Source organism: Pseudomonas fragi (assembly GCF_900105835.1).
GTDB classification, from domain to species: domain Bacteria; phylum Pseudomonadota; class Gammaproteobacteria; order Pseudomonadales; family Pseudomonadaceae; genus Aquipseudomonas; species Aquipseudomonas fragi.
On record NZ_LT629783.1, the window covers coordinates 2,621,481 to 2,644,451 of the forward strand.

Consider the following 22,971-nt stretch of genomic DNA (forward strand, 5'->3'; position numbering starts at 1 on the left):
AAAAGCCTGCCGGACGGAATGACTACTCGCTCACCCTCTCCTGCGGCAGCGCAGGCTCAACCCGGCCCAGTCGGGTGAGCAACAACACCACGGTATCAGCATTGGCCAGCATCATATCAATGCGTTTACGCGGATCATTCCTGAAGATCCGCCGCGCCTGGTCCAGGGTCTTTACACCGGCAATGGCTTTGACTTTTGCCTTGCCGGGGCTGGCGGGCATATCCGCCCAGGTTTGAGCTTCAGGGTCGAATTCCTGGAACAGGTGCTCTGTCGGTATTTGCGGTGAGTGGCACCTCTGGACAATCCGGTTGAATGACTTGATATGGCTGCCCAGCGGGGTGCTGTCATCGAGCAGGTCCTCATAGGGAAAGCCGGGGTTCAGGTAGTTGATGTCTTCGGTGCTCAGTACCTGATGGGTCAGCTCGTGCAACAGGAACGTTGCCCGATAATGCACGTTGGTCCTGAAGGGTGGCAGCACGGTTTTCACAAACGACTGGCTCAAGGCATAGGGCGTGTCAAAGATCGTGCTGAAAAAACGGTCGCTCAGGTACACACGCCTGCCCGTGTCCCAGCGGTGTATCCAGGCAACGGCGTCGTCCCTGTAGCGGGCACGACACACCACATACTTGCCCGAGGTCTGAGGTGACAGGTCGGGATGCAGGAGCCGGGTCAGCAGTGGCTCGACCGTTTCGCCCAAACGCTCCAGCAAGGGCTGGCTGACCTCCTCCACATCAAAAAACCCGGCGACGAGCGCCCGGTTGCGGGCATTTTCAGGGCCGGGTCCAAGCAGCCCATGCAGGGCACTCTGGCAGCGCTGCAGGTAGGTCACGGCCTGTGCATGGGCCTCGCGAATGGCCAGCGCCTTGTCGGGAAAGCGTCGCTCGATGTTGACCATGCCCACAGCCTGGATTTCATGGGTCAAGTGGTCGGCCACCCGCGCCGTGACCGACAGCACCGGGCCGCCTCCCAGCAGCGGCTCCTTGAGGTCGAGGGCCCACTGCCCGTCCTCATTGAGCCTGACCAACGGCCCTTCACGCTGCTCGCCGAGATAAATCCGCCAGCGCTCACGCCATGCCTGCACCCGAAATACATGCCCCGCCAGCAGCACATACTGGCGGCCCGTACCGGGGTGGAGGTACAGCCGGGTCGAAGGGGCCAGTTCCAGATCCTGCAAGGCCACATCATGGGTTTGAAAGGGCTGCAGTCCGGCCTCCTGCTCAGGTGTAAGCCGTACCCGGGACCGGACTTCAGGCTGGTGCAGGGCTGCAGGCTCGATGCGCGGCGTGCGATAACCTGTTCCGATCTGCGCCAGTGACGACGCAAAGCCGGCCACGGCCTCCCCCCAATCGCCCTTTAGCGCAGATTCAACCCCCTGTTGCAGGCTGCCCAGCGACTGCCAGACCACCATCGGGATGCTTAACCTGGCAGGCAAGAACATCAGCGCCGTCGACGCAATCAGCGAGAACAGGTACTTGAACGACTCCCAGTCGGCCTCGGCCGTGGTCCTGGACTGTGCAGCGGCCATATCGAGCAACAGGTGGTAGTTGTCGGTGTACAACTGCTCGAACAGATTACCCGCGATCGGCGACAGGCCCAGGGTTGGGGGTGCAGGCCTGGGCACATAGCCACCTGGCGAAGCATCGACATAACGGGGCACATGGGGTTCGGTAAAACCGCCGTAGTTGTAGGTTTTGCGTGCCTCGGGCTCAAGGCGCTGCAGCACCAGAGCCTGAAACGGGGTCGAGACGCGCAAGTCTTCGAGCAAGGCAGGCTCATCGCTATAGGCCCTGAACGTATAGTGCTCGCTGTAGCTGACCCACAGCACCTGCGGCCCGCCGCCGGAGTGCGCCGGGCCAATGAGATACAGGCCCCGGGCACGATCGGGGGCGGCATCCGGTTCGGCCAGCAGCTCAAACGGGCGGACAATGATGGCCTGCCCGTTCAATGGCAGCCGGGCCGCACCATCGGGCATGCTGATCACATGTTTCACATAACCACAGGCCAGCTCCTTGCCCGGCTCCATCAGTTTTTCCCGCAGCACCTGCTCCATGACCTGAACCGATAACAGTTCGGCAAACTGCTGTTGGCGCTCGGCAACCCCCGTGTTACCAGGGGTCAGCTTGTCCTGCAACAAGGCCCGGTAATGCGCGCCGATATCCAGCTGACGCGTGACTCGCCGCACATAGGTGGCGTTGAGGGCCTCGGGCAACGGAGTAGCGTTGCTGGCCCGTAGCGAGAGAACCCCGTCATTGAGCCGATAGAAGCCATTGAGCGAAAACTGCGTCAGGGTCTGGACTGTGCGGGTGGTTGCCGCCGGCAAATATGAGGGCGTGTTGCCCACCGGTACCGTCGAGGCCAGGTAGGTATCGATCACCACCTCAATGGCGTCCGGGCCAGGTACCAGGCCCGGGAAGTCGAGTTCCAGACGCAACGTCAGCATGCTGCGGGCATAGTTGATGATGGGCGGGATGTCATGCAGGTAGTTCTGCGCTGCCTGCCCGGCATGTTGATAGCGTTGCAGCAGGCCGGCGTAGGCCAGTTGATCGGCGGCCGGGGCGCTTTTCAGCCAGGGCGCCAACGAGGCTTTGAACCGTTGCAGGTGAACCGCTTCAAGCGCAAGCTCCGGCGTCACTCCGGCGTGGCCATGAACCAGCGCACTCTGCACCAGGTTCTCAAACGCCTGCGCTGACAAGGGTATGGCCCGGGCCTGACGACAAGCCTCACCAGCGTCGGCCAGCACTTTGGCAATCACCCGCTGCTGGGCCTCGCGGGTGAAGTCGTGCTCGTAGCGCTCAAAAAACAGCCATCGGTTCTGCTCTCCGGGCATTCTGTCCAGCCAGGCGCTCGTCTGCGGCTGCGCAGCCAGGCTGACGTGGGCCAGCAGCTCCCAGCGCAGTGCCTTGTCCATCAGGTGCGCTTGCAACCAGGCCCGGCATGCGTCCAGCGAGGCGAAACCTTCAAAACCTGAGCCCGGGCTCCAGAAGATGGCGCGGCCGGCGTTTACCGACTCCAGCCCGCCGCGCTGGGTAAACAGCAGGCAATTGACCATATCCACCGCCCCCTGGACCCCGGGGATCGACAGCGCAACACCGAACACGTCGGGTACAAAATGTTGCCAGGCAGGTCGCCGGGCGCTGATCGGCTGCCCGAGCACGGTGGTGAGCACCGCCATGTCCGTCGCCTCAAGCGGATGATCCTGTTGCCTCAAGTGCAACTGGGCACGCAGCAGCGCAAGCCTCAGGGTGCCCAGCCTGTCGATCCGGGTATCGGGCCGCGACAGGGCCAGCGAAGCATGGAAAAACTCGCTGAGATGGGCAACAAACCCCGGAAAGAAATCCGACGCCGCTTGCTCCAGCAGGTTGAGCAGCTTGGTCCCCGGCAGCGATCTCTGTGGTTTCCAGTCACCGCTCCCATAGCCGTACAGGCCCGCTTCGATCTGCTGCGGATCACGCGGCAGCGGCAGGTACCCGGTAGCATGCTGCAGCAGCCCCGCGACCAGCGTGACCGGCTCCCGGGCACCGGGGTGGCGCAGCAGGATGCGCTCGATATCCAGCGCCTCATGGCCGGCCCGGGCCAGCGCTTCCAGCAGGCGCAAGCGCGCATACGACAACGGCGCAGGCCACGCCCGCAACAGCTCGTCACGCTGGGCTGCGACACTCGCCAACCTCGCCGCCAGCCTGTCGATCGGCCAGCCATTGACCGGGGCCACAGGAGGACGGGCGTGGGGTTCGTAGCGGCTGCTCCAGCGTCCGCCACTGTCGAGCGCCAGCAAACGCCCGTCCACCAGCAGGCGCACATCCAGCCCGTGATCCGCCGCCGCCAGGGCTACCCCCCGGGCCGGCAACGTGCGCAACAGATAGGCGAAATCATCAGCTTGCTTGCTCAGGATCGAGTCGATACTGGCTGCAAAAGGATCAGAGGACAGGTGCTCGACGCTCAGGTCCAGCTCGACCCTGTCGAGCAGAAATGCCTGTTGCGCCAGCGCCACATGCCGGGCCAGGTGTTCAAACGTCGCCGGTGCCCGCAAGGCCGAAAGCAGCCGCGCCTTGAGCCGTGACCTCGATGAATACTGCTGCAGCCCGTGCGGCCCGCCAAACAGAAATACCGGCCCGTCCTGTTGCACAAAAAACACCCCCAGCAACCCTGCCAGGTTTACCGCGCCGTTGTTTGGATCAAATACCGACAGGCGTAAGACATGCATCTGCCCACCCCCCCCGGCAGCGGAAACCACGCTTTCCAGCAGATCGAACTGCACCGGGGTGACCTGCCTGTCGTAAAGGGCCTGCAGGCACTGCTGGTAATAACGGTCGCCTTGCAGCGCCACGCAGCAGGCATAGGGGCTGGGGCCAGGCCCCAAGGGCGTGTGCCACCATTGCTGCAATGCGACCTGCATACGCTGCGGTATCTGTTCCATCAACTGCAGGTCGTCAGGAGCAGGCGCTTGCCCGACCGTTTTACGCGCCAGGGCGGCAAGCTCCCGAGCCTCGACCACCGCGTGCAACGAGGGTACCGACACCAGGCTGGCCAAGGTCGTTTCCTGACAGCGCTGCACAAAATCGCCGACTTGCCGGCTGACCCCGGCCAGGGCCGCAGAAGCCACTGCCTGTACCTGAACCAGTAGCGAACCGGCCATGCTCAGGCGTTGGCGCACATCCAGCGGGGTAAATCGCAGCAGCCGGTGGCGCTCGGCCGGGGAATCCAGCAACTGTTCGAGGCCCTGGCGCAATGCGTCCAGGCTGGCAAAGCGCTCAAGGCTGCCCGGCAGCCTGAACAGGAACAGGTCGGGGCCGTCGGCCCTGCACAGCAAGGCACCCGCCCACAGCACAAGACGGCTGCCATTGCGCGCCAGAAACAGCTGGCAGGCCTGCACCGGCGACGGCAGACCCAGAAGAATCGCCCGCAGACCCTTGGTTTCAAGCTCGCCGACTTCACCCGCTTGCCCGGCGCGCGCCAGGCAGGCGGTAAACATCTCGCGCAGGGCGGGCTCTGAATAAAATGCACTATCACTGGTTTTCATGAGTCATCCCTCCGGGACCCCGAACAATGCCCGACACGCTATCGCAAGCCCGCGCCGCCAAGGCACTACATAGATATGCAGGTACAAACGGTGGATCAAACCGATGTGCCGGCCCGGGGCTTGAAATAGCCGAAGCGGGTGAGCGCCTGTGCCTGATTGAACATCACCTGCGGGCTGAGGTACTCGCGGATCTTGCGTCCACAGGCACTACCCGGCTACCACCCGTAAAGATCGACTCTGGTGCAGGGCAAGGCGCGTTATCATGCTCACCTGTCTCCGCAGGGCGTTCGCCCGGCAGCGGGGGAACAACCTGGCGTTTATCAAGAGGATCGGCATGTCGCCCTGGCTAACAGTTGTGGGAATAGGTGAGGACGGCTTTGCCGGGCTGGGCAAGAATGCGCGCCGCGCCTTGTTGGGCGCGAGCCGGGTGATTGGCAGCCAGCGCCAGCTCGACCTGCTGCCCGCCTGCATCCGCGCCGAGCGCCAGACCTGGCCCAGGCCGTTTGCCCTGGCGCCGGTGCTGGCCGAGGGCAACACGCCGACCTGCGTACTGGCCAGCGGCGACCCCATGCTGTTTGGCGTCGGCGCCAGCCTGGCGCGGGTAGTGGCGCGAGAAGACATGCAGGTACTGCCGGCGCCTTCGTCGTTTTCCCTGGCGGCTGCGCGGATGGGCTGGCCCCTGCAGGACGTGGTCACGCTGTCGGTGGTGGCACGCCCCGTCGCCGCGCTCAATGCCCACCTGCACAGCGGCGTACGCCTACTGGTGCTGAGCAACGATGCCAGCAGCCCGGCCATCATCGCCCGACTGTTGCGCGAACAGGGCTTTGGCCCCAGCCGCCTGACGGTGCTGGAGCATCTCGGCGGCCCGGCGGAGCGGCGGGTGGAGGCCAGCGCCAGCGACTGGAAGGACCCGCCCGTCGCCGCCCTCAACCTGATCGCCATCGACTGCCTGGCCGACGCCAGTGCACGGCCGCTGTCACGCATTGGCGGCCTGCCCGACAGCGCGTTCGAGCATGACGGCCAGTTGACCAAACGCGATGTGCGCGCCGTCACCCTCGCCCGCCTCGCCCCCTTGCCCGGCCAGTTGCTTTGGGACGTGGGCGCGGGCAGCGGCTCGATCGGCATCGAGTGGATGCGCACCTGGCCCAGTTGCCGCACATTGGCGATTGAAGCCGATGAAGGGCGCCAGCAACTGATCGAACGCAACCGCGATGCCCTGGGCGTGCCCGGCCTGCAACTGATTCGCGGCAAGGCGCCACAAGCCCTTGCCGGGCTGGAGCGCCCGGATGCGATTTTTATCGGCGGCGGCGTCACCCGCGAAGGCGTGCTCGACACCTGCTGGCAACAGCTCAAGCCCGGCGGGCGGCTGGTGGCCAATGCCGTCACCCTGCAAAGCGAAATGCTGCTGATGAGCTGGCGCGAACGCCACGGCGGCGAGCTGACCCGCATCCATATCGCCCAGGCCCAGCCCCTGGGTGAATTCGACACCTGGCGCCAGGCGTTGCCCATTACCCTTCTGGACGTGACCAAGCCCCTCGATGCGTGACGAAACCGCCGAACAACCCGCCCCCCTGCGCAGCGGCCTGACCACCGGCAGCTGCGCCACCGCCACCAGCCTGGCGGCTGCGCGCCTGCTGCTGGGCGGCGTGTTTAACGACGCAGTGCAAATCACCTTGCCCAAGGGCAAGCAGGTGCAGATGCGCCTGGAGTTCTGCCGCCTGTGGCAAGACGGTGCCGAAGCGGGCACGATCAAGGACGCCGGCGACGACCCCGACGTGACCCACGGTGCGCTCCTCTACTCACGGGTACGCCTGCGGGCCGAGCCGGGCATTTGCTTTGTCGCCGGGCAAGGCGTCGGCACCGTGACCCGCCCGGGGCTGGTGCTGAACGTGGGCGAACCGGCAATCAACCCGGTGCCGCGCAAGATGATCACTGACCACTTGCAGCAACTGGCAACCGAACTGGGTTACGGCGGCGGCTTTGAAGTGACCGTCAATGTGCAGGACGGCGAAGCCCTGGCCCTGAAAACCATGAACCCGCGCCTGGGGATTCTCGGCGGGCTGTCTATCCTGGGCACCAGCGGCATCGTGCGGCCGTTCTCCTGCGCGGCCTATATCGCCTCGATTCACCAGGGCATCGACGTGGCCAAGACCAACGGCTACCTGCACATCGCCGCCTGCACCGGCAACGCCAGCGAAGACACCATGCGCCGGGTCTACAACCTGCCGGAAATCGCCCTGATCGAAATGGGCGACTTTGTCGGCGCAGTGCTCAAGCACCTGCGCAAAGTGCCTGTGGATAAATTGAGCATTTGTGGCGGCTTCGGCAAGATCAGCAAACTGGCCGCAGGCCATATGGACTTGCACAGTCGCCACTCCAGCATCGACCTGCCGCAACTGGCTGAGTGGGCCGCCGCCATCGGTGCCGACAGCCAGTTGCAGGAAGCCATCCGCCAGGCCAACACCAGCCAGCAGGCGCTGGCGATGGCCAGTGCGGCGGGTGTCGCGCTGGGCGATGCGGTGTGCCAGCACGCGCTGGACTTTGCCCGCAGCGTGGTGCCCGCCCAGGTCCAGGTTGAAGTGTTTGCCATCGACCGCCAGGGCGGGATTGTCGGCCACGCCGGAGCCTTTGCATGAAGCGTATCTTGTTATTGGGCGGAGTCACCGAAGCGCTGGCCATCGCCCGCACCCTGGGCCCGCAGCATGTCTACAGCCTGGCCGGAGTTGGCCGGGTGCCGACGGACCTGACCTGCGAGGTACGGGTGGGCGGTTATGGCGGTGCTGAAGGTCTGGCTCGATACATTCGCGACGAGGGTATCGATTTGCTGCTGGACGCCACCCACCCCTACGCTGCGCAAATCAGCCAGAACGCTGCCCTCGCCGCGGTCGCCAGCAATATTCCGTGCTGGGCCCTGCGCCGCCCCGCGTGGGTTGCGCAACCGGATGATGACTGGCGCGAAGTGGCAGATTGGAGCGAACTGGTCGAAGCGCTCGCCCCCTTCCAGCGCCCCTTGTTCACCCTGGGCCGTGAGCCGCTGGAGCACCTGCACGAAATCCCGCCTGAGCAGTTCTGGACCCTGCGCGCCCTCGACGCTTACCCCGGCACTGCACGCTGCGACGTGATCGGCGCACGCGGGCCGTTCCTCATTGATGACGAACGCAAGTTGTTTGCACAACGGCGCATCGACGTATTGATCAGCAAAAACAGCGGCAGCAGCGCCACCGAACCCAAGCTGCAAGTCGCCCGCGAGCGCGGGGTGCCGGTGTTGATCCTCAAGCGGCCGACGCTGGCGCAGGTGGATAGGGAGTTCCGGACGGTCGAGGATGTGCTGGAAGGGTTGGCACAGGAAAGTTATTTGTGAATGTGTAAAAGCTGGCGATGATGTATCCTTAAGAATACGATCATGCTCCATGATCACTTTCGAACAAACACGCGAATTCGCCAAATGGTTGAGCGCGCTTAAAGACAAAACCGGCCAGGCCCGCATTCTTGCTCGCCTGAAAGCGGCCGGTTTGGGTCACTTCGCCGACTGCGAGTGCGTCGGTGGAGGTGTTTACGAAATGCGGATTCACTGCGGGCCCGGATACCGGGTCTATTACACCCGCAAAGGCGAAGTGTTCTACCTGCTGCTTGTTGGCGGCGACAAAACCACCCAGACACGAGATATAAAACGCGCAAAACAAATGGCACACACACTGGGTAATGAGGACTGACGCATGACCGAGCAACTTACCCGTTTCGATACCGTTGACTACCTGAAGTCCCCGGAGGACATGGCGGCTTACCTGGACGCCTGTTTCGAAGAGGACCCCGGCGACGGCAGTCTGATCCGAGCGGCGCTCAACGATATCGCCCGCGCCCAAGGCATGACTCAAATCGCCCGCGATGCCGGGCTGGGCCGTGAAAGCCTGTACAAGGCCCTGGGCAGCAAGGGCAACCCCGAGTTCGCGACTATCATCAAAGTGATGAAGGCGCTGGGGCTCAAGCTGCATGCCACAGCAGCCTGAAATTTGCGCGGACTGGCCGATCGCGACACTTCGCCACACCCGCACTTTTTACTTACGCCGAGCATTCAGGCTAAATAGCCCCTTGATCGCTCCACTCACGGAATTCGTCATGTCCCGACAACGGTTTGCATTTGCCTGGATCGCCTGCTTTGCAGTGCTGTTCAACATGCTCGCCATGCCGATGGCCGGGGCGACCCAATCCGTTGAGCGAGGGCCCACCGAGCAATTCATGTGGAGCAGCTTCTGTTCCTCTACCGGCACCAAGATGGTCGCCGTATCGCTGGGCAAGTTCGAGCCCGCCGACAGCCAGCCTGACGATCACTCCACCATGCAGCATTGCTGGTGCTGCTCGGGCGCCGCGCCGGTGGTGGCGCTGCCCGCGCATATTCCCAAGCTATACTTTGCCGCCATCGAGCGGGGCCACAGCCTGGTCCCCGATCATCTCAAACGCCCCACACCGCGCCAGCAATGGCCCAGCCTCAACCCCCGCGCATCGCCCCTGGTCTGATTCTTCCTCGCAACCCCTTTGCGTTTTGAATCGTTCCGGAGAATTGCCATGTTGAACCTTTCCCTGTTCAAGCACGTCGTGATTGCGGCGGCTGTGTTGCTGCCTGCCTGTTTTGCCAACGCCCACGAATACAAAAGCGGCGACCTCGAAATCGCCCACCCGTGGTCCCAGGAACTGCCGCCCAACGCGCCCACCGTGGCCGCGTATTTCATCATTCACAACACCGGCAACACGGCCGATCGCCTGGTCAGTGTCGACACGCCGATTGCCGATAAGGCCGAACTGCACCAGCACATCATGGAAGGCGACTTGATGAAGATGCTGCCCGTGGCCAGCGTCGAAGTGCCGCCTGGTGGTACCGTCACCTTTGCGCCCATGGCGTACCACGTGATGATGTTCGGCCTCAAGGACCGCAGCCTGCTGCAGGACGGCAAGCACTTCCCGCTGACCCTGCATTTTGAAAAAGCCGGCGCCGTGCCGGTTGAGGTCAATGTGCAGAAGCAGGCACCTGAAGACAGCATGGAACACATGCACGCCCACTAACGGCCAAGGTTGCTGACCCCCGTGCGCGCACCACGCGCCAGGCACTCCATGTCGCATATTCGCGGCAGTTGGCTGAGCCTGTTTGCCATGTTGATGATCTTTATCGGCCCGCTGATTTCCCAGGCGATGCCGATGGACCATCACGCCTCCATGCCAATGCCCATGTCGATGGAGATGGGCATGGACATGCCGGCGCACGCGGATCATGAACACCCCGCCAGCGACCATCATGCCATCTGGGAAAAGTGCGGCTACTGCACCCTGCTGTTCAGTTGCCCGGCGCTGCCCGGCACCCCGAACCTGACCCTTTACGGCGCGCCTAAACTCAACAGTTACCTGGCCGCCAACCCCCGCCTGGGCCACGCCCGGCAACCGGTCTTCCCCGGCGCACGCTCCCGCGCGCCTCCCACATTCCTTTAAGCACCGACACAACACATCACCTGGCCGACCTGCAAGCGCTGCTTTAGACAGCCGCAGGTGCGTGGCCGCGTTGTATTCGCCTGACTATTGGAATGTCTATGTCCCGCTTTACTGCTGCCTCCCGTTTGCCTTTTGCCCTCAGCACCCTGTGCTGCGCCGTCCTGGCGTCCACCGCCGTGGCCGACGAACATGCCGCGCACAGCAATGAACTGAGCCCGCTGGTGATCACCGCCATCGCCCCCAGCTCACCGCTGACCATCGTCACCAACCCCAAGGACCCACGCCAGCCCGTGCCTGCCAGTGACGGCGGCGACTACCTCAAGACCATCCCCGGCTTCGCTCTGATCCGCAACGGCGGCACCAATGGCGACCCGGTGTTGCGTGGCATGTTCGGCTCGCGCCTGAATATCCTCACCAACGGCGGCGAAATGCTCGGTGCCTGTCCCGGGCGCATGGATGCCCCCACCTCGTATATCTCGCCGGAAACCTACGACAAGCTCACCGTGATCAAAGGCCCACAAACCGTGCTCTGGGGCCCGGGCGCCTCGGCGGGCACCATCCTCTTCGAGCGCGAACCCGAGCACTTCGGCGAACTGGGCACCCGGGTCAATGCCAGCTTGCTGGCGGGCTCCAACGGCCGTTTCGACAAAACCATCGACGCCGCCGCCGGTGGCCCGCTGGGCTATGTGCGGGTTATCGGCAACACCGCCCATGCCGATGACTACAAGGACGGCAACGGCGACACCGTGCCCTCGCGCTACGACAAATGGAATGGCGACATCGCCCTGGGCTGGACCCCGGATGCCGACACCCTGCTGGAACTCACCGCCGGCAAGGGCGACGGCGAAGCACGCTCGGCCGGGCGTGGCATGGACGGCAGCCAGTACCAGCGCGAAAGCCTGGGCCTGCGCTTTGAAAAGTCGAATATCGGCGACGTTCTCGACAAAATCGAAGCCCAGGTCTACTACAACTACGCCGACCATGTAATGGACAACTACACCCTGCGTACCCCGTCGGGCACCGGCATGATGGCCGGGCCGATGGCGTCCAATGTCGACCGCCGCACCCTCGGCGCACGGATCAAGGCCACCTGGCGCTGGGCCGACTACCAGTTGATCAGCGGCATTGATGCCCAGACCAATGAGCACCGCAAACGCTCGGGCATGGGCATCGATACCTATAAGGATCAAAACTGGAGCAAGGACGCCGATTTCCACAACTACGGAGCCTTTGGCGAGTTGACCTGGTACGCCGCCGAGCGTGACCGGCTGATTACCGGCGCCCGCCTGGACCGCGCATCCGCCAAGGATTACCGCGCCCGACTTGGCTCGGGGATGATGAGCAAGCCCAACCCGACCCTGGACAAGACCCGTGCCGATACCCTGCCCAGCGGTTTCGTGCGCTACGAGCATGACCTGAACGACAGCCCGACCACGGTGTACGCAGGCCTGGGCCACAGCCAGCGTTTCCCGGATTACTGGGAGCTGTTTTCGCCGAGTTCCGGCCCGGCCGGTTCGGTGAATGCGTTCAATGCCATCAAACCGGAGAAAACCACCCAGCTGGACGCGGGCCTGCAGTACAAAACCGACACTCTGGAGGCCTGGGCCTCGTTGTACGCCGGTGAGATCCGCGACTACATCCTCTTCGATTACGCCAAAGGTTCCTCACAAGCGCAAAACATCAACGCCCGGGTCATGGGCGGCGAGCTGGGCGCGGCGTACCAGTTGACCTCCAACTGGAAAGCCGATGCCACCCTGGCTTACGCCTGGGGCAAGAACACCAGCGACGGTAAAGCCTTGCCGCAAATGCCACCACTGGACACCCGCCTGGGCCTGACCTACAGCCAAGACGACTGGAGTGCCGGTGCCCTGTGGCGCATCGTGGCGCGCCAGGACCGCATCGACCGCAACGCGGGCAACGTGGTGGGCAAGGACTTCGACAAAAGTGCCGGCTTTGGCGTGTTCTCGTTGAACGGTGCGTACCGCATCAACAAAAACCTCAAGGTCAGCGCCGGGGTCGACAACCTGCTGGACAAAAACTACAGCGAGCATCTGAACATGGCGGGCAACGCCGGTTACGGCTACCCGGCCAACGACCCGCGCGCCATCAATGAACCGGGTCGCACGCTGTGGACCAAGGTGGATGTGAGTTTCTGACACCAGTCGCCCCCTGTGGGAGCGGGCTTGCTCGCGATTGCATCAGCGCGCTCGACCAGACAGACCGCGCTGCCTGCATCGCGAGCAAGCCCGCTCCCACTCAAAACAACAAACACTAAACCTTGCTACCTTGCGGAGCCGCTCACATGAGCCGACCAACACCGTCTTTCTACAACCTGGCCTGGCGCTGGCATTTCTACGCCGGGCTGTTTGTCGCCCCGTTCATGATCCTGCTGGCCCTGACCGGGATCATCTACCTGTTCAAGCCCCAGCTCGACCCCCTGCTCTACGACCACCTGCTCACCGTCACCCCGACCCATCACGGCCTCAGCGCCGACGAGCAACTGAGCCGCGTGCAGACCGCTTACCCCCAGGGCCATATCAGCCAGTACCTGCCGCCGATCAACCGCGAACGCAGCGGCCAGTTCGTACTCAGCAGCGCCGGGCGCGAGCTCAATGTGTTTATCAACCCCTACACCGGCCAGATACTGGGCGAGCAGGATGCCAAGCTCAACCTGCAAGCCGTGGCCCGTGCCCTGCACGGCGAGCTGATGATCGGCACCCTCGGTGACCGGCTGGTGGAACTGGCCGCCGGCTGGGGCGTGGTGCTGGTGGTGTCCGGCCTGTTCCTGTGGTGGCCGCGCGGGCAGTCGGCGGCCGGTATCTTATGGCCGCGCCTGAACCGGCGCGGGCGCGTGCTGTGGCGTGACCTTCACGTTGTCACCGGGTTCTGGGGCGCGGCCTTGCTGCTGTTTATGCTGATCAGCGGCATGACCTGGACCGGTTTTTGGGGCAAGCAATACGCCGACCTGTGGAACCGCTTCCCGGTGGCCATGTGGAACGACGTGCCCAAGTCCGATATCGAGGCCCGCAGCCTCAACAACGCCACCCGCCAGACCGTACCCTGGGCAATGGAAAACACACCGATGCCGGTCTCCGGCGCCCACGCCGAACATATGGCCCACGCCGCCCACAGTTCAGGCCCCGCAGCCCCCGGCATCACCCTGCAAGCCGTGGTCGACACCGCCACCGCGCGCCAGGTCGAACCCGGCTACAGCATCACCCTGCCGACCACCGCCAGCGGCGTGTTTACCATAGCCGTGTTCGCCGACGACCCGCGCAATGACGCCACCCTGCATGTCGATCAATACACCGGCACGGTGCTGGCCGACGTGCGCTGGCAGCATTACGGCAACGTCGCCCGCGCCACTGAAATGGGCGTGATGCTGCACGAAGGCAAACTGTTCGGCCCACTCAACCAGATCGTGATGCTGCTGGTGTGCCTGATGATCCTGCTCAGTTCCGTAAGCGGCCTGGTGATCTGGTGGAAGCGTCGCCCGCAAGGTGGTTTGGGGGTACCGCCGCTGCGTCACGACCTGCCGACCTGGAAAACCGGCGTTGCCATCATGCTCGCCCTGGCCATCGCGTTCCCGCTGGTGGGCGCCTCGTTGATCGCCGTGTGGGGGCTCGACCGGTTACTGCTGATGATCCGCAAACTGCGGCCACATGAGCGCCTCTCATGATCAGCATTAGGCATCCGAGAGGCGCATTCTAGAGCCTTGGCTATAATGGCACGCCAGTAACACGCCCGAAATTAATGTTACTGTATAACAAAACAAGTTAAGCTCCATCACCCGCCGCCAGGAGGCAGCGGGGACACCCTCTGAAATAAGCGACTCACTGCCCCGATGAACAAGTACTTTTTGTCCAGCCTCTGCCTGCTGGCGCTGAACAGCGCCCAGGCCGATGACACCGCCCCGTCCCTGATGCTGCCGGCCGCGAGCATCACCGCCCCTGAAGTCGAAATCGAAAGCATCGACCTCAAGACCGTCACCAGCGCCGGCTCACGCCTGAACCTCAACAGCCTGGAAACCCCGGCCAGCGTTGAAAGCCTGACCGGTGCGCAAATCCGCGCCCGGGGCGACCGCAGTGTGCAGGACGCCGTGACCCGCACCACTGGCATCAGCAATACCGGCACGCCGGGCAACGGTGGCTCGGCCTACTCGGCCCGGGGCTTCGTCGGTGAAGGTTCGGTGATGCAGCTTTATGACGGCGTGCGCATGTACAGCGGCGCGGGCACCGTGACTTTCCCGGTGGACGACTGGTCGGTTGAGCGCATCGACGTACTGCGCGGCCCGGCCTCGGTACTGTATGGCGAAGGCGCCACCGGCGCGGTGATCAACGTGATCCCGAAAAAGCCTTTTACCGGCGCAATCGAAAACCACCTGCGGGTGGGCTACGGCTCCTACGATACCCGCCAGCAGGCGCTGGACAGCGGCGGCTCGCTGACCGACACCCTGAGCTACCGCTTGAACATCAACCACGTCCAGAGCAACGGCTGGATCGACCACGGCGACTCCGAAAACACCTTTGTCAGCGCTGCCCTGCGCTGGCAGGCCAGCGACGACCTGGCGTTCACCCTCAGCCACGACTACGGCGACCAGCAGCCGCAAAACGACTTCGGCGTGCCGCTGATCAATGGCCGGTATCACGAGAGCCTGCGCGACAAAAACTACAACGTGCGTGATGCCAAACTGCATTACAACGACCAGTGGACGCGCCTCAATACTGAATGGCAGATCAACGACGACCTCAGCGCCAACAACGAGCTGTATTACCTCAAGGCCCAGCGTCGTTGGCAGAACGCCGAAAACCATGCGTGGAATGAAAGCCAGCAGACCTTGCTGCGCAGCGGTTACTACAGCATCAAGCACGAGCAGGAGCAGGTCGGCGACCGTCAGACCTTCACCCTCAACCACGACCTGTTCGGCCTTAAAAGCAGAACTCTGGTGGGCGCGGATTACAACCGCATCCACTTCAACCTGCACAGCAACTCGCCGTATAAAGACGTGAATGAAAACGGTCAACCCATTGATCTGTACCACCCGGATCGTGGCGAATTCGAAAGCCAGTCGCCGTACCGCGATCAATACACCACCACCACGCAACAGGTTTCGCTGATTGCAGAAAACCGCACCGAGCTGAGCGATCAACTGTCGCTGGTGACCGGCGTGCGCCGCGATATCGTGCATCTGGACCGCGATGACTTTGCCGCCAATGGCGACGCTACCCGTAGCGACCGCAGCCTGTCGGCCAACAGCTGGAAAGTCGGGCTGGTCTACGAGCTGACCCCGGACATGTCGATTTATGCCCAGCAAGCCACCAGCGTGGATGGCGTGGGCGGCTTGATCAGCCTGAGCGAGAAGCAGCAAAACTTCGAACTGGCCCATGCACGGCAGACCGAAATCGGCTTCAAGCAGATGTTCTGGGACCAGCGCGGCGAGTGGACCCTGGCGGCGTATCACATCGTCAAAAAAGACCTGCTGACCTCCGACCCGAATATCCCGGGCAATTCGCTGCAAGTGGGCGAGCAGTCCTCCAGCGGCCTGGAAGCCAGCCTCGACCTACAACTGCCGCAGCGCTGGGCGTTACAGGCCAACGCTTCGGTGGTGCGTGCGCAGTACGACAAATTCGACGACGAAGGCGTCTCGCGCAAAGGCAACCGCCCCACCGACGTACCGCGTCGCACCGCCAACCTGTGGTTGAGCAAGGCCATCACCGATGATGTAAGTGCCGGTGCCGGCGTGCGCTATGTCGACTCGCGGTATGCCGACATGGCCAACAACGTCGAACTGCCGAGCTACACCGTGGTCGACGCCACTGTGAGCTGGAAAGCGTTGCCCAAAACCACCCTGGGTTTGCGTTTGAACAATTTGTTCGACCGCCAGTACGCCGTAACCCAATACAATGGCGGCCAGCAATGGATCATGGGCGAACCGCGTTCGTTTTTCGTGACTGCCGATTACACCTTCTAACCCTGTGGGAGCGGGCTTGCTCGCGATGCAGGCGGCGCGGTCTGTCAGGCAGACTGCGGCGATGTCATCGCGAGCAAGCCCGCTCCCACACACTGGAAATGCACCGGATTTTATGACCCGCCTCACCCTCACCCAGCTCGCCTGGACCCCTCTGGGTCACGGCCATTGCCATCACCAGTTCCAGCTGCGTGATGCCAACCTGCATGTCGCGGCGGGTGAGTTCGTGGGGCTGATCGGCCCCAACGGCAGCGGCAAGACCAGCCTGCTGCGTTGTGCCTACCGCTTCAGCAAGCCCGAGGCCGGCCAGGTTCACCTCGGCACGCACAACCTCTGGCAGCAATCACCCCGCTGGTGCGCGCAACGCATCGCTGTGGTGTTGCAAGAATTCCCCGACACCTTCGGTCTGACCGTGGACGAAGTGGTCGCCATGGGTCGCACGCCGCACAAGGGCCTGTTCGACGGCGACACCGACGCCGATCGCCAGCTGGTCAAAAACGCCCTCGCTTCCGTCGGCCTGCAGGGCTTTGAAGACCACGCCTTCGCCAACCTCTCGGGGGGTGAAAAACAACGGGTGATCCTGGCCCGCGCCCTGACCCAGCAGCCCGAACTGCTGATCCTCGACGAGCCCACCAACCACCTCGATCCGCGTTATCAGCTGGAGTTGCTGCAACTGGTCAAGCGCCTGAATATCGGCACCCTGGCCAGCATCCACGACCTCAACCTGGCTGCCGCCTTTTGCGACCGCCTGTATGTGATCGACCACGGCAAGATCATCGCCAGCGGCACGCCCCGCGAAGTGCTGACCGTCGAATTGCTGCGCGATGTGTTTGGTGTCGCGGCCCTGATCGACGACCATCCGCTGTCCGGCTACCCGCGCATTACCTGGATAACCCAAGCATGAACCTGATCCGTTTTGCCCTCGGCCTGTGCGCCGTGCTCGCCTCGCCCCTGGCCTTTGCCGAGAGCACCCATTACCCGTTGACCATCAAGAGCTGCAACCGTGAGGTGAGCTTCATCGAAGCCCCCAAACACGCGGTCAGCCATGACATCAACATGACCCAGATGATGCTCGCCCTGGGGCTCAAACCACATATGGCCGGCTACAGCGGCATCAGCGGCTGGAAGGCTGTCACCCCGCAAATGAAGGTCATCCTGGAGGGCCTGCCGGAGCTGGCAAGCAAGTACCCGTCGGTGGAAACCCTGCTCAATGCCAATGTCGACTTCTTCTTCGCCGGCTGGGATTACGGCATGCGCGTGGGCGGTGACCTTACACCGCAAACCCTGACGCCGCTGGGCATCAATGTGTATGAGCTGACCGAGTCCTGCGCATTTGTCATGAAACGCCCGCCCGCCAGCATGGAAGACACCTACAACGACCTGCGCAACCTGGGCAAAATCTTCGACGTGCAGGACCGCGCCAATGCGCTGATCGCACAAATGCAGGCAAAAATTGCCGACGTACAAAAGACCCTGCCCGCTGCCAAACCCCGTGTATTCCTGTACGACAGCGGCGAAGACCGGGCCATGACCTCGGGCAAGCTGGGCATCCCCCACGCCCTGATCGAAGCTGCCGGCGGCAACGACATCCTCAGCGATATCGACGCCAGCTGGACCCGCATCAACTGGGAAACCGTGGTCGAGCGCAACCCCGAAGTGATCGTGATCGTCGACTACAGCGAAGTAAGCGCCGAGCAAAAACAGCGCTTCCTGGAGAACAACCCGGCGCTGCAATCGGTAGACGCGATCCGCAACCAGCGCTTTATCGTTATCCCTTATGTGCAGGCCACGCCGGGTATCGACAACGTGCTCGCCATCGAAACCCTGGCCAAAGGCTTTCACCCACAATGATCGCCCGCCGCTATGCCCTGTTGCTGATTGCCCTTGGCGCGCTGCTGCTGGTGTCGTGCGTGGTTTCGCTGGGTTTTGGCCCGGCGCGGGTGCCGGTGGACGTGGTGTGGCAGATTTTGCTGAACAAGCTGTTTGGCATCGGTGACAAGAACTGGAGCGCCGGGCAAGAGCACATCGTGTGGCTGATCCGCGTGCCGCGCATGCTGCTCGGCGCATTGGTGGGCGCCGGGCTGGCGTTGATCGGTGCGGTACTGCAAGCGGTGACGCGCAACCCCCTGGCCGACCCGCACCTGCTGGGCGTGACCAGCGGCGCCACCCTGGGCGCAGTGATTGTGGTGCTGCATGTGGGTGAAATCGTCGGCCTGCTGACCCTGCCCATCGCCGCCTTTATCGGCGCGCTGCTGAGCATGATCCTGGTGCTGGCCATCGCCAGCCGCCACGGTCGCCTCGACAGCGACCGCCTGCTGTTATGCGGGGTTGCCGTGTCATTCGTGATGATGGCCGTGGCCAATACCCTGCTGTTTCTGGGCGACCACCGTGCCAGTTCTGCCGTGCTGTTCTGGATGCTCGGCGGCCTGGGGCTGGCACGCTGGGAACTGCTGGCCATCCCCAGCGCCAGCGTGCTGCTGGGGCTGGTGTTGCTGCTGGGCATGGCCCGCCCGTTAAACGCATTGATGGCCGGTGAACAAACAGCGGTGACCTTGGGTTTGAATGCACGCAACGTGCGCTTGCGGGTGTTTCTGATCGCCTCACTGATGACCGGCGTGCTGGTGGCCATCAGCGGCTCGATCGGCTTTGTCGGCCTGATGATCCCGCACATTGCCCGGCGCCTGGTGGGGGCCGAGCACCGGCGCCTGCTGCCGGTCTCGGCCTTGCTGGGCAGTGTGTTCCTGGTGTGGGTCGACGTGGCGGCGCGCACCCTGATCGCCCCCGAAGACCTGCCCATCGGCGTGGCCACGGCGGCGATCGGCGGGCTGTTCTTTATCGGCCTGATGCGCAAGCGCTGATCCTGACGGGCACAGCTATGGGTCGGCTAAAGCTCATCCCTGTCCCGCGTTGCAGGTGAAGGTGCCCACGGCAATACCGGCATCCGCGTAACGGGCTGCTGGTTTTTCCAGTCAGGCGTCACCCACCCGGTGCGTGGCCAGTTACTGCTGGTATGCACCACCACCAGCTCACCGGCTTTGAGCAACCTGGCAGTGTGCTGGCCTTCGTTGTCGAGCCCGCTGTCGATCCATTGCCGGTTCAAACGCCGCACTTCGTCGTAGTCGGCCCCGCCCAGGGCCTGGCACAACACACCCAGCTCCCGGCTCGAGCCGCGCACATATTTGAGCAACGCACCGTCATTGCCGCTCAGGTAGGCAATATTCATCGTAAAGCCCAAACCGACAAGGCCCTGGGTGACATAGCAAATGTCCATTGGCCAGAAGCTATGGTCGATCCATTGGCCAATGCGCGAGCGAACCAGAATCGGGGGCTCGGGGCGATGGGCAAAACACAGGCCCCACGGTGTGCTCTGGGGCGCCAGCACGGGCTGAGGCCGCATGCGGCCGCTGCTGTGCTCAAGGTCGGGGTTTATCAGCACCTGTTCCTGAGCCACAAAACGGCCGTAATAGTCGCGACGGAAAATCACCCCCAGGGTCTCGGCCACATGCGGCCGGGCCAGCCGGCGATGGAAATACAGCGCCGCATCGTCGATATGCACGAACTCCGGCCCCAGGGCCACCACGTTGGGCAATGGCGCTACGGGCTGCGCATCAAAGGCATCCGGCCGCCATTGTTCGGTCACTCGCCCCAGGGTTGCCCAGGTACTGCTCTTGAGCACCACCTCCAGCTGGCCACTGCCAGCAATATGCCGCACATATTCGGTGGGGCTGATCTTGCCGTTGAGCAGCCCGATGAGCATCGAGCTCTGGGACGAAAACGGCCCCTCCAGATCCAGCAGCTTGCCCAGGCTCAAGGTGCGATAGCTCAACAGGGCGCCGTCGCGGGTCGAGATAAACAGTGGCGGATACACCGACGTTCCAGGCATCTGGTCACGCACCGTACTCATCAGCACCGCACTCTGGGACAGGTCCACAGGGGCGATGAAGTCAGCGTAGACGGAACCGGGCACCTGATCTTTAGGCACACTGGGCGCGGCGATATACACCGCGTGGAACCTGAACCCCCGGGGCAGGCTGTACCCCAGCAGGCCAAAGGGATGAGGAAAAATACGCCCCAATTGCATGCCCAGGCGCCCGGCAACAAACGGCTGGGTGACGACAAATTCATCACGGTCGGTTTTTTTCAGGATGACCCCGAACTGACGGTATTTACGCTCGCCCATACGCTCGTGGGCATAACGCATGGCGTCCTGGGCCTGGGCAAAAATCGGGCTCAATGGCGGCTGCACCTTGACCTCGTAAATTCCGGCGCGTACTTCGCAGGGTTTCCACTTGGGCGTCACTTGCCCCGGGTTGCCCCACAGTGCGCTGCCCATCACCACATGCAGACCGCAGGCCTTGCTGATCCGGGCGACATAATCGCTGGGCATCAGGGCATTGGCGCGCAGCTGCATTTGCAGGGTGTTTTTGCGCACCTGCTCCGGGTGCTCGGCCGGCGGCGCCAGGCTGGCCATAAACGCCTGCTCTTCTGCCGAACCCCGGGGGGTGAGCTTGAGCAATGCGCCATCCCGGATCGAGAGGTAGCGCGAAGCAATTTCGACCCGGTCCTGAATGGCCATGTACAGCTCGTGGGGCTCAAACACATTGCGGATCAACTGTTCCTCGCTCGCCGGGCGCCACAGTTGCAGCGGCTGCACCCGATGGCTCTGATACGCCGCGACCACGCTGCCCCCGGGCGGCGCCAGGGCCGCCATCTCTGGGGGGATAACCTGCTGCGGCTGAAAGATCTCGGTGTGAACGGCCAGCGGTTCGGTGGCGAAATACCTGTGGTTCTGGTCCTGGTAAATCAACCCGCCATAGACCGCATCCACACGCCCGGCGATCAGCTCGTGAGCATGGCGTGCGGCATCGTCGGCGGTGACAAATGTCGGGCCCAGGTTGCGCCGCACAAACCCCCGATACGGCTGCCAGTCCACTTGCACCCGGCCGACCTGGCTCCACAGTTCACTGCTATGCACCACACTCAACTCACCGCAGTGGGCCACCCGATGAATAAACGACAGCGTCGGTTCAACATCGGCCAGCAAGTTGCGGATCAGCTCCATGCCCCCGCCTTCGGCTTCGGACAACTTGGCAAACAGGGTCTTTTCATCGGCCGAGTAACGGGACACATACTTGAGCATCGCGCCATCACGGGTCGCGATAAACAGGGGTAAAGCCTGGCGTTGCGCTGGTCTGCCCAGCAGTTGGGCGACCACGATACCGTTCTCCAGGGATTGCGGGTGCAGGAAGTTCTTGTACAGCGAGGCCTGCTCGGCCGGGATCAGCGTGGGGTCTCGGTATTCGCCATCACAGCCATACAAGGCATGCAGCTGATAGCCCGGCAGCAGCACCGGCACCCCTTCCCGGGACTTGAGAAACACCCGGTTCAGGGAGAAATCCATGTGCGTGGTGATCGGTTCGGACACCACGAACTCGTCGCGTTCGTTGTGCCTGAGGATCACCCCGTAATGCTCGTCGGGCGTCTGATCAGTACGGCTGCGCACGTATTGCAGGGCCAGCGCCTCAGTGCTCACAATCGGGCCGAAGGCCGGGCGCTGGATAATCACGCGCTCGATATCCAGCAGGCTCTGGGGCGTCCAGGGGGTAAATGAGCCATCCAGCGCACCGACCTTTTTGTCCCAGCACTCACTGGACTGGATCACGCTGAGCGTGCCGAGCTTTATCAGGATCAGCGCAGCCTTGCGTGGGGAGTCGATCGTCTCCACCGAGCGCTCCCTGGCGTTGCCCAGCAACTGGGTGAAGTGCTTTTCCTCATCCGAGCCACTGCACTCGTATTTAATCAGCGAACCATTGAGCCCCGACAAATAGCTGACCGCCACAAATGGCTGCATAAGCATCATGGTGTAGATATCGATCGGCGAGAACAGGTTGACCCGGGCAAACAGGCTTTCGCTCGGCCAGCCTTCGTACAGGGTCTGGACCTGCTCATAGATATCGGCATGGGAGTGATAAAAGGCAACGCAGGTGTAGCCCGGCGGGTGCTTGAACGTGCCTGACTGATTGGTCGACATGACCCGCTCGGGCCTGAACAGCGCGCCATGCCCCGTCACCGGGCGCGTGGCAAAAAACTGCTCCAGATTGTTTTTCACAATTGCCCCGCCGTATTGCACGTCACGGTGGTCGCCAATCAGCTCATGGGCAAAGCGCGCCGCATCGTCCGCGCTCAAAAACGGCGGGCTCAGGGTGGGCAATTCAACGAACACATTGGGTGGGGCCCAGCCTTGCTGGGTGGCTTGTGGCTGTTGCATGGGCATTGGTCTCGTTCGGCTAAAAGGAATGGCGGGTACACGGCCTGCCTGCATCCTTGCCCGGATCCCCCTGCCTGCTGCGGTAATTAAATATTTCCTGTTTAAAGGTGCCCGGCACCACAGCGGAGCGCACAACGCACCTTGCTGGCATCTGCAGCCCCAAACTGGGGCATCAAAACGCCAGATTTTCGCGCAAAGCCACGACACAGAGCGGTTGCGCAGTCTCGGCACAGCCCTTGC

Annotated in this window: 16 protein-coding genes; 14 read left to right on the plus strand and 2 right to left on the minus strand. The window is 63.1% G+C overall.

From position 1 onward, the window contains the following. Positions 1-22 precede the first annotated feature (22 nt). Positions 23-5,017, minus strand: coding sequence for a dermonecrotic toxin domain-containing protein (locus BLU25_RS11990; protein ID WP_083369654.1), 4,995 nt, complete (start codon positions 5,015-5,017; stop codon positions 23-25). A 334-nt stretch (positions 5,018-5,351) separates the two neighbouring features. Between BLU25_RS11990 and BLU25_RS11995 the strand changes: the two genes are divergently transcribed. The 14 genes from BLU25_RS11995 to BLU25_RS12060 all read left to right on the plus strand — a co-directional run bounded on the left by BLU25_RS11995 (position 5,352) and on the right by BLU25_RS12060 (position 19,321). After that, a complete protein-coding gene (locus BLU25_RS11995) occupies positions 5,352-6,563 on the plus strand; it encodes a bifunctional cobalt-precorrin-7 (C(5))-methyltransferase/cobalt-precorrin-6B (C(15))-methyltransferase (protein WP_029611713.1) in 1,212 nt (403 codons plus the stop codon). Further along, the gene (locus BLU25_RS12000) at positions 6,556-7,653 is read left to right on the plus strand and encodes a cobalt-precorrin-5B (C(1))-methyltransferase (RefSeq protein WP_016783375.1); all 1,098 of its coding nucleotides are present in this window, start codon (positions 6,556-6,558) and stop codon (positions 7,651-7,653) included. Before BLU25_RS11995 ends, BLU25_RS12000 begins: the two co-directional genes overlap by 8 nt. Further along, entirely contained in the window at positions 7,650-8,378 is a 729-nt protein-coding gene (locus BLU25_RS12005; RefSeq protein WP_016783374.1) for a cobalt-precorrin-6A reductase, read from the plus strand. The genes BLU25_RS12000 and BLU25_RS12005 overlap by 4 nt, the downstream gene beginning before the upstream one ends. A gap of 49 nt (positions 8,379-8,427) precedes the next feature. Further along, positions 8,428-8,730 (plus strand): type II toxin-antitoxin system RelE/ParE family toxin, encoded by a 303-nt coding sequence (locus BLU25_RS12010; RefSeq protein ID WP_016783373.1) that lies wholly within the window; start codon positions 8,428-8,430, stop codon positions 8,728-8,730. Positions 8,731-8,733: 3 nt separating this feature from the next. Beyond that, on the plus strand, positions 8,734-9,024 hold the full coding sequence (locus tag BLU25_RS12015) for an addiction module antidote protein (RefSeq protein WP_016783372.1): 291 nt from the start codon (positions 8,734-8,736) through the stop codon (positions 9,022-9,024). A gap of 109 nt (positions 9,025-9,133) precedes the next feature. Beyond that, positions 9,134-9,532, plus strand: a complete 399-nt coding sequence (locus tag BLU25_RS12020; RefSeq protein ID WP_016783371.1) for a DUF2946 domain-containing protein — start codon at positions 9,134-9,136, stop codon at positions 9,530-9,532. A gap of 48 nt (positions 9,533-9,580) precedes the next feature. Continuing rightward, positions 9,581-10,075 carry a copper chaperone PCu(A)C gene (locus BLU25_RS12025; protein ID WP_016783370.1) on the plus strand — a complete coding sequence of 165 codons (495 nt, stop codon included), beginning with the start codon at positions 9,581-9,583 and terminating at the stop codon, positions 10,073-10,075. A gap of 48 nt (positions 10,076-10,123) precedes the next feature. Next, positions 10,124-10,495, plus strand: a complete 372-nt coding sequence (locus BLU25_RS12030; protein WP_016783369.1) for a DUF2946 domain-containing protein — start codon at positions 10,124-10,126, stop codon at positions 10,493-10,495. Positions 10,496-10,593: 98 nt separating this feature from the next. Continuing rightward, positions 10,594-12,651: a TonB-dependent copper receptor gene (locus tag BLU25_RS12035; protein WP_016783368.1), complete on the plus strand. Its 2,058-nt coding sequence runs from the start codon at positions 10,594-10,596 to the stop codon at positions 12,649-12,651. Positions 12,652-12,797: 146 nt separating this feature from the next. Beyond that, positions 12,798-14,174 carry a PepSY-associated TM helix domain-containing protein gene (locus BLU25_RS12040; protein WP_016783367.1) on the plus strand — a complete coding sequence of 459 codons (1,377 nt, stop codon included), beginning with the start codon at positions 12,798-12,800 and terminating at the stop codon, positions 14,172-14,174. Positions 14,175-14,339: 165 nt separating this feature from the next. After that, positions 14,340-16,466, plus strand: a complete 2,127-nt coding sequence (locus BLU25_RS12045) for a TonB-dependent receptor (protein ID WP_016783366.1) — start codon at positions 14,340-14,342, stop codon at positions 16,464-16,466. A 112-nt stretch (positions 16,467-16,578) separates the two neighbouring features. Next, positions 16,579-17,367 (plus strand): ABC transporter ATP-binding protein, encoded by a 789-nt coding sequence (locus tag BLU25_RS12050; RefSeq protein WP_016783365.1) that lies wholly within the window; start codon positions 16,579-16,581, stop codon positions 17,365-17,367. Next, on the plus strand, positions 17,364-18,314 hold the full coding sequence (locus BLU25_RS12055) for an ABC transporter substrate-binding protein (RefSeq protein WP_016783364.1): 951 nt from the start codon (positions 17,364-17,366) through the stop codon (positions 18,312-18,314). Before BLU25_RS12050 ends, BLU25_RS12055 begins: the two co-directional genes overlap by 4 nt. Beyond that, the gene (locus BLU25_RS12060) at positions 18,311-19,321 is read left to right on the plus strand and encodes a FecCD family ABC transporter permease (protein WP_016783363.1); all 1,011 of its coding nucleotides are present in this window, start codon (positions 18,311-18,313) and stop codon (positions 19,319-19,321) included. Before BLU25_RS12055 ends, BLU25_RS12060 begins: the two co-directional genes overlap by 4 nt. A 26-nt stretch (positions 19,322-19,347) precedes the next feature. Here BLU25_RS12060 and BLU25_RS12065 read toward each other — a convergent pair whose 3' ends face one another. After that, positions 19,348-22,731 carry a DUF4329 domain-containing protein gene (locus BLU25_RS12065; protein WP_016783362.1) on the minus strand — a complete coding sequence of 1,128 codons (3,384 nt, stop codon included), beginning with the start codon at positions 22,729-22,731 and terminating at the stop codon, positions 19,348-19,350. Between the last annotated feature and the right edge of the window lie 240 nt (positions 22,732-22,971).

Bases quoted from the DNA above. Each gene is read 5' to 3' on its own strand.
- BLU25_RS11990 (WP_083369654.1), bottom strand. From the start codon at position 5,017: ATGAAAACCAGTGATAGTGCATTTTATTCAGAGCCCGCCCTGCGCGAG.
- BLU25_RS11995 (WP_029611713.1), top strand. From the start codon at position 5,352: ATGTCGCCCTGGCTAACAGTTGTGGGAATAGGTGAGGACGGCTTTGCC.
- BLU25_RS12000 (WP_016783375.1), top strand. From the start codon at position 6,556: ATGCGTGACGAAACCGCCGAACAACCCGCCCCCCTGCGCAGCGGCCTG.
- BLU25_RS12005 (WP_016783374.1), top strand. From the start codon at position 7,650: ATGAAGCGTATCTTGTTATTGGGCGGAGTCACCGAAGCGCTGGCCATC.
- BLU25_RS12010 (WP_016783373.1), top strand. From the start codon at position 8,428: ATGATCACTTTCGAACAAACACGCGAATTCGCCAAATGGTTGAGCGCG.
- BLU25_RS12015 (WP_016783372.1), top strand. From the start codon at position 8,734: ATGACCGAGCAACTTACCCGTTTCGATACCGTTGACTACCTGAAGTCC.
- BLU25_RS12020 (WP_016783371.1), top strand. From the start codon at position 9,134: ATGTCCCGACAACGGTTTGCATTTGCCTGGATCGCCTGCTTTGCAGTG.
- BLU25_RS12025 (WP_016783370.1), top strand. From the start codon at position 9,581: ATGTTGAACCTTTCCCTGTTCAAGCACGTCGTGATTGCGGCGGCTGTG.
- BLU25_RS12030 (WP_016783369.1), top strand. From the start codon at position 10,124: ATGTCGCATATTCGCGGCAGTTGGCTGAGCCTGTTTGCCATGTTGATG.
- BLU25_RS12035 (WP_016783368.1), top strand. From the start codon at position 10,594: ATGTCCCGCTTTACTGCTGCCTCCCGTTTGCCTTTTGCCCTCAGCACC.
- BLU25_RS12040 (WP_016783367.1), top strand. From the start codon at position 12,798: ATGAGCCGACCAACACCGTCTTTCTACAACCTGGCCTGGCGCTGGCAT.
- BLU25_RS12045 (WP_016783366.1), top strand. From the start codon at position 14,340: ATGAACAAGTACTTTTTGTCCAGCCTCTGCCTGCTGGCGCTGAACAGC.
- BLU25_RS12050 (WP_016783365.1), top strand. From the start codon at position 16,579: ATGACCCGCCTCACCCTCACCCAGCTCGCCTGGACCCCTCTGGGTCAC.
- BLU25_RS12055 (WP_016783364.1), top strand. From the start codon at position 17,364: ATGAACCTGATCCGTTTTGCCCTCGGCCTGTGCGCCGTGCTCGCCTCG.
- BLU25_RS12060 (WP_016783363.1), top strand. From the start codon at position 18,311: ATGATCGCCCGCCGCTATGCCCTGTTGCTGATTGCCCTTGGCGCGCTG.
- BLU25_RS12065 (WP_016783362.1), bottom strand. From the start codon at position 22,731: ATGCAACAGCCACAAGCCACCCAGCAAGGCTGGGCCCCACCCAATGTG.